This is a genomic window from Kitasatospora sp. NPDC004745 (assembly GCF_042873275.1).
Lineage (GTDB): Bacteria > Actinomycetota > Actinomycetes > Streptomycetales > Streptomycetaceae > Kitasatospora.
In genome coordinates this window covers 301,394-313,510 of record NZ_JBIALK010000006.1, presented here as the reverse complement: position 1 = coordinate 313,510, position 12,117 = coordinate 301,394, and the positions used below count along the sequence as shown (strand labels likewise).

The 12,117-nt window shown below is 76.6% G+C and carries 11 protein-coding genes; 2 read left to right on the top strand and 9 right to left on the bottom strand.

Annotated elements, in window-relative coordinates; translation table 11 throughout:
• Positions 1 to 175 precede the first annotated feature (175 nt).
• Together ACFYUY_RS14475 and bldG are read right to left on the bottom strand one after the other, a co-directional pair.
• The gene (locus ACFYUY_RS14475; protein WP_360217132.1) at positions 176 to 592 is read right to left on the bottom strand and encodes an ATP-binding protein; all 417 of its coding nucleotides are present in this window, start codon (positions 590 to 592) and stop codon (positions 176 to 178) included.
• A gap of 161 nt (positions 593 to 753) precedes the next feature.
• On the bottom strand, positions 754 to 1,095 hold the full coding sequence (gene bldG, locus ACFYUY_RS14470) for an anti-sigma factor antagonist BldG (RefSeq protein WP_049659132.1): 342 nt from the start codon (positions 1,093 to 1,095) through the stop codon (positions 754 to 756).
• A 221-nt stretch (positions 1,096 to 1,316) separates the two neighbouring features.
• Between bldG and ACFYUY_RS14465 the strand changes: the two genes are divergently transcribed.
• On the top strand, positions 1,317 to 3,803 hold the full coding sequence (locus ACFYUY_RS14465) for a DEAD/DEAH box helicase (protein WP_387900702.1): 2,487 nt from the start codon (positions 1,317 to 1,319) through the stop codon (positions 3,801 to 3,803).
• Here the strand turns inward: ACFYUY_RS14465 and ACFYUY_RS14460 are convergent.
• The 7 genes from ACFYUY_RS14460 to ssd all read right to left on the bottom strand — a co-directional run bounded on the left by ACFYUY_RS14460 (position 3,798) and on the right by ssd (position 10,034).
• On the bottom strand, positions 3,798 to 4,400 hold the full coding sequence (locus ACFYUY_RS14460; protein WP_387900701.1) for an Rv3654c family TadE-like protein: 603 nt from the start codon (positions 4,398 to 4,400) through the stop codon (positions 3,798 to 3,800). The genes ACFYUY_RS14465 and ACFYUY_RS14460 overlap by 6 nt on opposite strands.
• Entirely contained in the window at positions 4,397 to 4,741 is a 345-nt protein-coding gene (locus ACFYUY_RS14455; RefSeq protein WP_387900699.1) for a TadE family type IV pilus minor pilin, read from the bottom strand. Before ACFYUY_RS14455 ends, ACFYUY_RS14460 begins: the two co-directional genes overlap by 4 nt.
• A 424-nt stretch (positions 4,742 to 5,165) precedes the next feature.
• Positions 5,166 to 5,450 carry a DUF4244 domain-containing protein gene (locus tag ACFYUY_RS14450; RefSeq protein ID WP_387900698.1) on the bottom strand — a complete coding sequence of 95 codons (285 nt, stop codon included), beginning with the start codon at positions 5,448 to 5,450 and terminating at the stop codon, positions 5,166 to 5,168.
• Positions 5,451 to 5,545: 95 nt separating this feature from the next.
• On the bottom strand, positions 5,546 to 6,034 hold the full coding sequence (locus ACFYUY_RS14445; protein WP_360217147.1) for a type II secretion system F family protein: 489 nt from the start codon (positions 6,032 to 6,034) through the stop codon (positions 5,546 to 5,548).
• 287 nt (positions 6,035 to 6,321) lie between these two features.
• Positions 6,322 to 7,194: a type II secretion system F family protein gene (locus ACFYUY_RS14440; protein WP_387900696.1), complete on the bottom strand. Its 873-nt coding sequence runs from the start codon at positions 7,192 to 7,194 to the stop codon at positions 6,322 to 6,324.
• Positions 7,195 to 7,548: 354 nt separating this feature from the next.
• A complete protein-coding gene (locus tag ACFYUY_RS14435) occupies positions 7,549 to 8,739 on the bottom strand; it encodes a TadA family conjugal transfer-associated ATPase (RefSeq protein ID WP_387900694.1) in 1,191 nt (396 codons plus the stop codon).
• Positions 8,740 to 8,909: 170 nt separating this feature from the next.
• Complete coding sequence (gene ssd, locus ACFYUY_RS14430; RefSeq protein ID WP_360217153.1) at positions 8,910 to 10,034, bottom strand: septum site-determining protein Ssd; 1,125 nt, start codon at positions 10,032 to 10,034, stop codon at positions 8,910 to 8,912.
• An 826-nt stretch (positions 10,035 to 10,860) separates the two neighbouring features.
• Between ssd and ACFYUY_RS14425 the strand changes: the two genes are divergently transcribed.
• On the top strand, positions 10,861 to 11,658 hold the full coding sequence (locus ACFYUY_RS14425) for an HAD-IB family hydrolase (protein WP_360217168.1): 798 nt from the start codon (positions 10,861 to 10,863) through the stop codon (positions 11,656 to 11,658).
• Positions 11,659 to 12,117 lie beyond the last annotated feature (459 nt).

Genomic DNA, 12,117 nt, shown 5'->3' with positions numbered 1-12,117 from the left:
GGGGCCGTACGACCGCAGGGGCCGTGCGGGCCGTGCGACCGCACGAGCCGTGCGGGGGCGGTACGGACGCAGGGCTGCGGGGCGTCCGGTGACGGGCGTGGCGGCGGAGGGCCGGGAAGGGCCGCAGGAGACCGCGGACCGGCGCAGGCCGGTACGGACCGGCGCGGACGGCCGGTCAGACCGCGACGGACTCGACGGAGAGCGGCCAGCTCATCCGGATCAGACCGCCCTCGGCGCCGTCGGTGACCTCCAGGTCCTCGACCAGGCCGGTGATCACCGCGAGGCCCAGGGTGTCCTCGTCCGGGTCGCCCTCGGCGGCCCCGGAGGCCGGGACGCCGACCGGACCGGCCTCGTCCTCGACCTCGATGAGGAAACGCTTCTCCTGGTCGGTCAACGCGACCCGGACCGTGCCGCCGACACCACCGCGCTGGTGCAGGCCGACCGCACGGGAACACGCCTCGCCGACCGCGAGGCGCACCTCGTCGAGCACCGACTCGTCGACCCCGGCCCGTCTGGCGACGGCCGCGGCGACCAGCCTGGCCGTCCGCACGTGCTCGGGAAGCGCGCTGAATCGAAGTTCGACGGTTGCCATCTCTCCCCCTCGGGGTGCTCCGGCCAAGGGCCGGCAGTGCGGCCCCTGCGGGCCGGTCGAACCGGCCCTGGGCGGCCGGGTGGGCGCCGGGGCCGTCGAGACCCCGGCGCACCCGGACGCGTGGAAACGAACGGGCCGGCCCGCGGGCCGGCCCGGCCGCGTCAGTCGGTCGCGTTGACCGCGTCGTCCACCGAGGTGTGGATCGGGAAGACCTTGGTCAGGCCGGTGATGCGGAAGATCTTCAGGATGCGCTCCTGGTTGCAGACGAGGCGCAGCGAGCCCTCGTGGGCGCGCACCCGCTTCAGACCGCCCACCAGCACACCCAGGCCGGTCGAGTCGAGGAAGTCCACGCCTTCCATGTCGACGACGAGGTGGTACTTGCCGTCGTTGACGAGCTCGACCAGCTGCTCCCGCAGCTTCGGGGCGGTGTACACATCGATCTCGCCGCCAACCTCGACGACCGTACGATCGCCGACTGAACGGGTCGACAGGGACAGGTCCACGGAACCTCCAGCACCTTGCCTTGCTACGTCATGTGCGATCCTCGGCCGGGCAGCCGCCACCGCATGGTCGCGAGCCCGGGCACGCCCAGCAACGCGTGGCGAACCCCGGCGCTGCGACCCACGGCCATCCGGCCGTCACGGCCACATTCAACCACCTGTGACCATGACCGCACGATGGCTTACGACGATTCTCCGTCACGCCGGTGACACACTGGGTCCCCATGCCGCCCCGACACAGCCTGCCCGAGGCACTGCTCACGACCCTGTCCACCAGCAGAGGGCGGTCCGACCGGCTCACCCATACGGAGCACCTTCCCGCCCGACCTGCACGTTATGCACCCTGGCCCGGATCGATCCGGGCGGAGATCGTGGCCGCCGCGCACGAGGTCGGGGTGGAACAGCCCTGGGCGCACCAGGCAGAAGCGATGGAACTGGCCAAAACCGGTCAGACTGTGGTGATCGCCACAGGCACCGCCTCGGGCAAGTCGCTCGGCTACCTGGCCCCGGTGCTCAGCGACCTGCTGGACGGCACCGAGGCCCGCAACGGCCGCGGCGCGACCGCCCTCTACCTGGCCCCGACGAAGGCGCTCGCCGCCGACCAGCGCCGCCGGGCGGCCGAACTCGCCCCGCCCCGGGTCCGGGCCGCCCTCTACGACGGGGACACCCCACCCGAGGAGCGCGAGTGGGTCCGCCAGTACGCCTCGTACGTGCTCACCAACCCGGACATGCTGCACCGCGGCATCCTGCCCGCCCACGCCCGTTGGTCCTCCTTCCTCAAGGTGCTGCGCTACGTGGTGGTCGACGAGTGCCACGCCTACCGGGGCGTGTTCGGCTCGCACGTCGCCCAGGTGCTGCGGCGGCTGCGCCGCGTCTGCGCCCGCTACGGGTCGTCACCCACCTTCCTGCTCGCCTCCGCCACCACCGCCGACCCGGCCGCCACCGCGGAGCGCCTGACCGGTCTGCCCGCCCGGGCCGTCACCGAGGACGCCTCGCCGCGCGGACCGATGGTCTTCGGCCTCTGGGAGCCGCCGCTGACCGAGAACGTCGGCGAGCACGGCGCGCCCGTCCGCCGCACCGCCACCGCCGAGGCCGCGCACCTGCTGACCGACCTCGTGGAGCAGCAGACCCGCACCGTCGTCTTCGTCCGCTCCCGCCGGGCCGCCGAACTGGTCGCCCTGCAGGCCCAGGACCAGCTCGGGCGGCCGCTCGCCGAGCGGGTGGCCGCCTACCGCGGCGGATACCTCGCCGACGAACGCCGGGCGCTGGAACGCGCCCTGCAGTCGGGCCGGCTGCTCGGGGTCGCCTCCACCTCCGCGCTCGAGCTCGGCGTCGACGTCTCCGGGCTCGACGCCGTCCTGATGGCCGGCTACCCCGGCACCCGGGCCTCGCTCTGGCAGCAGGCCGGGCGGGCGGGCCGCGAGGCGCAGGGCGCGCTGGCCGTCCTGATCGCCCGCGACGACCCGCTGGACACCTACCTGGTACACCACCCGGAGGCGCTGTTCGCGGCGCCCGTCGAGGCCACCGTGCTCGACCCCGACAACCCCCACGTCCTCGCCCCGCACCTGTGCGCGGCCGCCGCCGAACTCCCGCTCACGGACGCCGACCTGGACCTGTTCGGGCCGTCCACCGCTCCCCTGCTGCCGGTCCTGGAGCGACGCGGGCTGCTGCGCCGGCGCAGCGACGGCTCCTGGTACTGGACCCGCCGCGAGCGCGCGGCCGACGCCGTCGACCTGCGCGGCAGCGGCGGCAACCCGGTGCAGATCGTCGAGGCCGACACCGGTCGGCTGCTCGGCACGGTGGACGCCGCGGCCGCCCACACCACCGTGCACACCGGGGCCGTGCACCTCCACCAGGGGCGCACCTTCCTGGTCCGGGAGCTCGACCTGGAGAACTCGGTCGCCCTGGTCGAGGCCGCCGATCCGCCGTACACCACGTCCGCCCGCGACATCACCTCCATCTCCGTGCTGGGCACCGACACCACCGTCGAGTGGGGCGAGGGGCGGCTCACCTTCGGTTCGGTGGAGGTCGTCAACCAGGTGGTCGGCTACCTCCGGAAGCGGATCTCCACCGGGGAGATCATGGGCGAGAGCAAGCTCGACCTGCCGCCCCGCACCCTGCGCACCCGCGCGGTCTGGTGGTCCGTCACCGAGGACCAGCTGCTCGACGCGGACATCCCGCTCGACCGGCTGCCCGGCGCCGCCCATGCCGCCGAGCACGCCTCGATCGGCCTGCTGCCGCTCTTCGCCACCTGCGACCGCTGGGACATCGGCGGCGTCTCCGTCCCGCTGCACCCCGACACCGGACTGCCCACGGTGTTCGTCTACGACGGCCACCCGGGCGGGGCCGGCTTCGCCGAACGCGGCTTCCGACGGGCCGTCGAGTGGCTGACGGCCACCCGCACCGCCATCGCCTCCTGCGAGTGCGAGCGCGGCTGCCCGTCCTGCGTCCAGTCCCCGAAGTGCGGGAACGGGAACGAGCCGCTGGACAAGGCGGCCGCCATCCGGCTGCTGGACGTCCTGCTGTCCGGCGCCCCCGGCCCGGCGGACGGGGCGAGCGCGGCGGACGGGGCAGACGGGGCGGACCAGCAGCGCGCGGCGGACCCGGCGGACCTGGCGGACCCGACCGCCCCGTCCGGCGGCTCCGCGGTGGGCTCCGGGCCGGACACCGCCCCGGACGACGCCGACGGTACGGGGCCGGCCGGTTCATGACCCCGCCACCGGTGCGGCGGCCGCCCCGCCGAAACCGTCCTCGGTGGCGGTGACCGCGGCCCGCACCGGTCCGGCCCGGGCCCGCGCCCGGGCAGGGCCGACCGGCAGACCCGCCGGGAGCCCGCGGGGAGCCACCTCGGTCACCACCTCGACGGCGTCGGCGTCGCGGTCCACCGTGCAGGACACCAGTGCGGCCCCCTGCGCCGCGGCGATCCCCGCGGCCCGCCCGCACCCGCCGTCCCCGTCCAGCAGCAACCGGTCGGCGGCCGCGAGGGCGCCCAGGTCGGCGGCCGACTCGGCCCGGTGCCGGGCGGTGACCGCGGCCCCGACCGCGACCGTCCCGGCGAACACCGCGGTGCCCAGCACCGCCAGGGCGAGCAGCCAGACCGTCGCCGAGCCGGCGTCCGGCCCGCGCCCACCGAGGGCGGCGGCCCGGGCGGTTCGGGCCCGCGCCACGCCCCGCACCGCCGGCCACACCACCGCCTGCCAACCCACCGCCGAGCGCCCCACCGCCCGTCCGGCCGGCCCACCCAGCCCGTTCAGTCCGTTCGGCGTCGCCGGCCCGTTCAGCGTCGCCGGACCGTTCGGCCCGTTCATGCGCCACCACCTCCGATCGGCCTTCCGGCAGCGCCCACGAGGGTGTCCTCCCTGGCCGCTACGGCGGCCGCGCCCAGCCGTACCGCGAGCAGGCCGCCGAGCCGGCCCGGCGCCGCGCACGGCGCGTCGACCTCGACCCGCACGACGTCGGCCGCCAGCTCCACCCGCACCCGCGCCCCCGGTGGAGCCGCCGCACGGGCGAGCCCGGCGGCGTCCACCTCCCCGCGGGCGGCCGCCCTCGCCCCGACCCGCGCCGCGTCCACACAGCGGATCTGCGCGGCGGCCGCCAGCACGCCCCAGATCAGCAGCGCCGCGAGCAGCACCAGGGCCGGCAGCGCCACCGCCGTCTCGGCCGTGACGAATCCGGCGTCGCCCCGCCACCGCCGCCCGCTCGGTCGCGACCACCGCCACCGGGCGGCCCGGTGGGCCCGGCGGACCTCTGGATCCGTCCTCGGACCCACGCCTCCGCGCCCGTGCCGGGGCACTCCGGTCCGACGAGGCCCCCCAGGGTCCGTCTTCGCACCCCCGTCGTCCGCCCGGAGGGCGGGCGGGGCGGCACCGGGGTGCGTGGACCGCCAGGCGGAGGACGGGGGCACTTCCCGGCCGACGGGCCGGGGGAGAGCCACTGCGGTGGGGGCACCCCACGACCGACGGCCGTGGGGTACCGCCGACCGGCGACAACGCGAGGTGGGGGTAGCCCCGGCCGAAGGCCGTGGGAGCGCGTGCCCCGACGCCGCCCCGCAGGCGCGGGTCCGAAGACAGGTCCTAGGTCGCATGAAGGGCCCGCTCCAGCACCTCGGTCAGCGCCGCCGTGAACGTCGCGCTGGTCACCACCTTGTACAGGCCCGCGGCGAGCGCGCAGGCGCCCAGGGTGCCCACGGCGTACTCCGCCGTGGTCATCCCGGCGTCCGACCGCCGCCGGCGCCGCCACGCCGCCGGCGACCGCCGGGGCGCCCGCCCGGAACCCGACCCCGTCGCCGTCACCGACGTCTCCGCCGTCACCGCTGTCGTCACCGCTGCCGCTGTCGTCACTGCCGTCACTGCCGTCATGGACCTCTCCTGTCTCCGATGTCGATCCAGCGGTCGAAGCCGCCGTGGATCCGGTCGTCGCACGCTGCCGGTACCGGGTCGGTGCCGGCCGCCGTTCACATCCCCTGGGTGAAGCGCGTGGTGAGGCCGATGACCACCGGCACCACGCCGATCAGCACGAAGGCCGGCAGGAAGCAGAGCCCGAGCGGAGCGGTCGCGAACACCCCCGCCCGACGGACCCCGGCCCGGGCCGACCGGGCGGCCGCCGACCGCTGGGCCTGCGCGAGCCCGATCAGCGGCCCGGCCACCGGCACCCCGCCGAGGCTCGTCCGCACCAGGCAGCGCGCCAACGGTGCCAGCGCCGGGTGCTGCTCGCCCAGCCGGGTCCAGCACAGTTCCGGCGGTGCTCCCAGGGCGAGTTCGCCGCCGAGGGCGACCAGCCGGGGCCCGATCGGTGCGCCCAGGCTCCGGCCGACCGCGGACACCGCCGCGGAGGGCGAGGCCGCCGACCCGAGGCAGGCCGCCAACAGTTCCGCACCCAGGGGAAGTTGCCGCGCCAGCTGGTCCTCCTCCAGTGCCGCCCGCCGGTCCACGGGCGAGGGCATCCGGGCCGACCACCAGTACGTGCCCGCCGTCGTCAGGGCCCCGACGACCACCCCGACGACCCCGCCCAGCAGCAGCGCCGCACCGGCCCCGGCACCGACCGCCAGGGAGGCCCGCCGCCGTCGCCCCCGGCCGCCTCCGGCCGACGGCCCGGCCCGCGCCGCCGGCGCCTCCCACCCCCTCCCGCCCGCCCGTGCCCGCACCCGGGCGAACACCCCGCCCCACCGCGCCCGCCGGGGCACCGGGAGCCCGATCGCTGCCGGCAGCCCGGGGACCGGCCGCCCCCGCGTCACGGCGACACCACGCCCGGTCCGGGTGCCCGCACCCGCGCGATCCCGCAGCCCCGGCCGCCGCCCCGGGGGACGACGGCCCTCCGGGACGCCCCCGGCGCTCCAGGGGACGCCAACGCGCCCCTGGTGGCCGCCCGGACGATGCGGGCCGTCCAGAGCACCCCCAGGCCCTCCAGCACCGCCCCGGCCGCCAGGCAGCCCAGTCCCGCGGGCGTGTGCAGCAGGACGTCCACCGGCCGGGCCCCGAGCGCCGCGCCCAGCAGCAGCCCGGCGGCCGGCAGGGCCGCCAGGACGGCGATCGTGGCCCGGGGCCCCGCCAACTCCCCGGCGACCTCCTCCGCCAGCGCCTGCTCGCCGCGCAGCGCCTCGGCCACCCGGTCCAGGGCGGCGGCCAGCTGCGAGCCACCGTCGGAGGCGACCCGCCAACAGGCCGCGATCGCCGACGCCCCGCTCCCGCCCGGCAGTTCGGCGAGCAGGTGGAGCGCGGCGGGGACGTCCCCGCCGTACCGGCCCGCCCCGAGCCGCGCCACCGCCTCCTCGCCGAGGCGACGCGGCCCGTCCGGTTCGGCCGCGATCCGGACGGTGACCAGGTGCAGCGCCTGCTCCGGTGTCGCCCCGCCGCGCAACTCCCCGGCCAGCCCGGCGCAGAGCTCCACCACGGCGGCCGCACGCCGCCGCGCCGCCGCTGCCAGCCGCCGGTGCTGCCGCCACCGCCGCAGTGGCAGCACCGCGAACAGCGCGGCGAGCACCGGCACCGGGGAGTCGGTGGCCAGCCCGGCGACCGATCCCACCACCAGCAGGAGCAGTTCGGGCGCCGCCCGGCCGGCCGCCCACCACCACCGGCGCCCCGCGCCCGGGCTCCCCGGCCGCACGCCGGGGAGAACGCCGACCGGAGACCCGGGCGGGAAACCGGGCGAAGACCCGAAGGGAGGCCCGGGCACAGGCCCGGACGGCGGACCACCACCTGCCGGCACCAACCCGCGACGCCGCCCGCCCGGCACGCGGCCCTGCACCGCCCACCACCCGGCGGCGGCCGGCAGGCACAACACCGCCGACCACCAGAAAGCTGTCTGACGATCCATCACCTCAGGTACCTCCCTCTCGTCGACCCCTGCGACCCCACGCCTCCAGCAGCACCGGGGCGCCCGTCGCACACCCGCCCGGCAACAGGGCCGGCGCGATTGCCGCCGCCCGCACGACGGCTCCCGCCGACCCCGGCGCCGCCGTCACGACGGCCCCCGCACGGTCGGCCCGACCGGCCCGGCCGGGAGCGACACCCCGCGTGCCGCCAGCAGGCCCACCAACCGCTCCCAGCCCGCCCCGGGGACCAGGCCCCCGGCCACCGGGAACTCCACCGCGGGGCTGGTGACGGCCAGGCCGTCCCGACCGGCCACCAGGGTGTGGATCTCCGCCACCCGGCGCCGCCCCGACCCCGGCTCCCGGACCAGGTGCACCACCAGGTCGAGCGCGGACCGGAGTTGGCTGTGCAGGGCGGGCCGGTCGAGCCCCGCGAGCGCTCCCAGCGCCTCGAGCCGGACCGGCACGTCCGCCGCCGTGTTGGCGTGAACGGTGCCGCACCCGCCCTCGTGCCCGGTGTTCAGCGCGGCGAGGAGGTCCGACACCTCGGCCCCGCGGACCTCCCCGATCACCAGCCGGTCCGGGCGCATCCGCAGCGCCTGCCGGACGAGATCCCGCAGGGTGAGCTCGCCCAGCCCCTCCTGGTTGGGCGGTCTGCTCTGCAGTCGGACCACGTGCGGATGGTCCGGTAGCAGCTCGGCCGAGTCCTCGGCCACGACGATCCGCTCCGCGGGCCCGACCAGCCCGAGCAGGGCCGCGAGCAGCGTGGTCTTGCCCGTGCCCGTCCCCCCGGAGACCAGCAGCGAGAGCCGGGCCCGCAGCACGCCGGCCAGGAGCTCGGCGCCCTCGGGCGGCAGCGCCCCGCCGGCGACCAGCTCGTCGAGCGTGAACGGCCGGGGCCGGCAGACCCGTAGCGAGATGTGCGTGCAGCCGGCCGCGATCGGCGGCAGCACGGCGTGCAGCCGGGTGCCGTCCGGCAGCCGGGCGTCCACCCAGGGCCGCGCGTCGTCCAGCCGCCGACCGGCCGCGGTGGCCAGCCGGTGCGCCAGCCGCCGCACCGCCTCGGCATCGGCGAAGCGGATCCCGGTGGCCCGGTGCAGGCCCCCGCCGCGGTCGACCCACACCTCGTCCGGACCGTTCACCAGGACGTCCGTGACGTCGGGCGCCGCCAGCAGCCGCTCCAGCGGGCCCGCACCCACCAGTTCGGCGCGCAGCGAGCGCACGGTGTCCAGGACTTCGTCCCCGCCGAGCGGCGGCCGGGTGGCCCGCAGCACCGCCGCGACCGAGCCCGCCGTCGGGGCGGCGCCCGACTCGGCCAGCCGCAGCCGCACCGCGTCCACCAGAGCCGCCGTCCGTTCCTCCCGGGCCGTCCGCCCGTACGGACAGGGCCGGGGCCCCGCCTCGGGCGGCCCGCCGGGCGGCGGGACGCTCCTGAGCGGGCGCCGCTCCCGCGGGCCGTCACCGCCACCCGGCGGCCCGCTCGCGGATCCCGTTCTGCGCAGACGGACCATCAGTAGACACCTCCTCCGACCGCCGGAACCGGCGGCAGCACCTCGTTCAGGAAGGCCCCGCAGAAGCGGGCGAGCGGACCGCCCTCCCGGATCCCCGGCGGGACGCCCTTCTCGGCGTCCTCCGCCAGCCCGGGTTCGGGCCCCAACTCCCCCGCGAGCTCCATCCGCAGCCCGCGGGCGATCCGGTGCGCCGGGAGCCCGGAGGCCCGCGGCGACCGCACCACGGCCCGGACGTCCGCGAGCCTCATCCGCGCCGCCGCGGCGACCCGGTCGGCGGCGGCCACCGCGCGCAGTTCGGCCGGCACCACCAGCAGTGCGAGGTCGGACTGCTCCAGGGCCTGCCCGGCGGCCGCGTCGAGGTGGCGCGGCACATCGACCACCACCAGCCCGCCGCGCCGTCTGGAGGCGGCCAGCACGCTGCGCATGGCCTCCGGGGGCACGGTCAGCATGTCGCCGCGGTCCCAGGACAGGCAGGAGAGCGCGGAGAGCCTCCTGAGCACCGGCAGCGCCCGGGCCAGTTCGGCCCCGCTGACCCGGCCGCGCGAGGCGGCGAGGTCCGGCCAGCGCAGCCCCCGGGCCGTCTCGCCGCCGAGCAGGACGTCGATGCCGCCGCCCAGGGGATCGCCGTCGATGAGCATGGCCCGCCGGCCGGCCCGCGCGGCCGTGACGGCGAGGGCACAGGCCAGTGTCGAGGCACCGGCCCCGCCGCGGCCGCCGAGCACGGCGACGGTGAGCGCCGGCGAGCCCACGCCCTCGGCCGCGTCGGCGATCCGGTCGAGCAGCCAGGCCTCGGCGTCGGGCAGGAACAGCACGTGCTCGGCGCCGAGTTGGACGGCCCTGACCCAGACACCGGGGTCGTCGAGGTCGAGGCCGAGCAGCAGCACTCCGGCGCGGCGGCCGAGCCCGGCGCACCGGGCCGCCTGGTCGTCCCCGACCAGGACCAGCGGGGCCCCCTCCCAGAGTTCGCGCGGCGGCGGGGCGCCCCGGATCAGCCGGGGCTCGGTACCGGCGGCCGCGCAGACCCGCAGCAGGTGCTCGGCCAGGCCCGCGTCCTCGGTGATGACGAGCGGGCCGTCGGGCCCGGGCCCCTCGGTGGTGGTGTGGTCGGCGATCGGCGTCGACATGGTGGCTCCCCTCCGCGCCGCGGGCCGCCGGGGCGGCCGACGGCGCACGTCGGACGGTTGCGGCGAGCGGCCGCCTGACGGGCCCCGGGAGAGGAAGGGGATGGGATCCGTCTGGCGACCGCCGCCGACCATCACGGTGGGGGGAGATCCGGTTTCCGTCATCCACGTTCCGAATCCCTGTGGACAACTCGGGGGCTGTGGATGAAAACGTTCACCCGGGCGGGGGGCTATTCGACAAAGAATTGACGATCGGGGATCACCGGGCCGAACCGGAACCCCGGCCCGCCCCGCCCCGCGGCAGGTCGCGGCGGCTCCACGAGTCCCGCGGCACGCCTCAGCGACCGCCCCGGACCGCCGGCGGGAACCGGTCGGGCCGACAGCGGCAGCCATGAGCAATCAGCGACGCAGAGTGACGAAAGGGGGCCGATGGGCCGAAGTGTCGACACCCCCCGTACACCGCCCGGTCGGCCGGCGCGGCACCTGCGGCGAGCGGCCTTCAGGCCCTGAAAATGGGCCCGGACGTGCGACGACCCCCGCCGGGGGGGAGAGCGGGGGTCGTCTATCCACAGCCCGACTCGGGGGGGAGGAGCCGGACCGGGTTAGCACGGTCGCGAACGATCCGTGACTTCCATGGTGTACCCGAGCGGCCAGAAACACAAACCCGCACGCCCGCGAGTACGCCGAATGGCCGCCTGTTTTGTGGCTCCCTCTATCCTCGGTTCCCGTGGACACCACCGAGAACGCCGACGACCGCGCCGACGAGTCCCCGGGCGAGGCCACCGGGCCCGAGCGGACCCCCTCAGCCGTCGCCCCCCGGCCGGGCGGGCTGCGAACGGCGGCCTTCTTCGACCTGGACAAGACCATCATCGCCAAGTCCAGCGCGCTGGCCTTCAGCCGCCCCTTCTACCAGGGCGGCCTGATCAACCGTCGGGCCGTCCTGCGCAGCGCGTACGCCCAGTTCGTCTTCCTGGTCGGCGGCGCGGACCACGACCAGATGGAGAAGATGCGCGAGTACCTCTCCTCGCTCACCCGCGGCTGGAACGTCCAGCAGGTCCGCGAGATCGTCGCGGAGACCCTGCACAACCTGATCGACCCGATCATCTACGACGAGGCCGCCTCGCTGATCGAGCAGCACCACGCGGCGGGGCGGGACGTGGTGATCGTCAGCAGCTCCGGCTCCGAGGTGGTCGAGCCGATCGGCGCGCTGCTGGGTGCCGACCACGTGATCGCCACCCGGCTCAAGGTCGAGGACGGCTGCTACACCGGCGAGATCGAGTACTACGCGTACGCCGAGAACAAGGCTTCCGCCATCCGGGAGTTGGCCGCGTCCGAAGGCTACGACCTGACCGAGTCCTACGCCTACAGCGACTCCTCCACCGACCTGCCGCTGCTGGAGGCCGTCGGCCACCCGTCGGCCGTCAACCCGGACCGCGCACTGCGCAAGGAGGCGCAGGCCCGGGAGTGGCCGGTGCTGGTCTTCGACCGGCCGGTGGAACTGCGGCGGCGGCTCCCGGAGTTCTCCGCGCCGAGCGGCTCGGTGCTGACCGCCGTGGCGGTCGGGGCGGCCGCGGTGACGGCCGGGGTGATCTGGTACCTGGCCCGCCGGCGCCGTCCGACGGCCTGACCGCAGCGTCCGGTCGGGCCCGGGATCGGGCCGGCCCGGCTCCGCTCCTCGCCCGGAGTTCCGGGTGAATCGGGCAATTGGCACAGACTTCTCGTTTCGGGTTCCCCTTTCGCCCGAAACGCGATACAAAGGAAGCACGGCCCGCGAGACCCGGTCAGGACCTGAAGAGGTCAAACCGACAACGCAGTTCAGGCCCCACGGACCGCGTGTACAGATAACCGAGCACCCACATGCAGCCGACCCGCTGTCGGGCCGCCGGACCAGACGAACGGGCAGGATCCCCGTCTGATCGGCACTTCCGGTGCATGCATGGTCACCCGGTATCTGCACCAGCGGCGGCACCCGGCAGTATCAGGTGCCGCCGCATCCGTCTGCCCGGAGCGCGCCCGCCGACACCCCGACGGGACGCCCGCCGACCCCCGTGACGGGACACCCCGACGGGACGCCCGCCGACCCCCG

Bases quoted from the DNA above. Each gene is read 5' to 3' on its own strand.
- ACFYUY_RS14475 (WP_360217132.1), bottom strand. From the start codon at position 592: ATGGCAACCGTCGAACTTCGATTCAGCGCGCTTCCCGAGCACGTGCGG.
- ACFYUY_RS14465 (WP_387900702.1), top strand. From the start codon at position 1,317: ATGCCGCCCCGACACAGCCTGCCCGAGGCACTGCTCACGACCCTGTCC.
- ACFYUY_RS14460 (WP_387900701.1), bottom strand. From the start codon at position 4,400: ATGAACGGGCCGAACGGTCCGGCGACGCTGAACGGGCCGGCGACGCCG.
- ACFYUY_RS14450 (WP_387900698.1), bottom strand. From the start codon at position 5,450: ATGACGGCAGTGACGGCAGTGACGACAGCGGCAGCGGTGACGACAGCG.
- ACFYUY_RS14445 (WP_360217147.1), bottom strand. From the start codon at position 6,034: ATGCCCTCGCCCGTGGACCGGCGGGCGGCACTGGAGGAGGACCAGCTG.
- ssd (WP_360217153.1), bottom strand. From the start codon at position 10,034: ATGTCGACGCCGATCGCCGACCACACCACCACCGAGGGGCCCGGGCCC.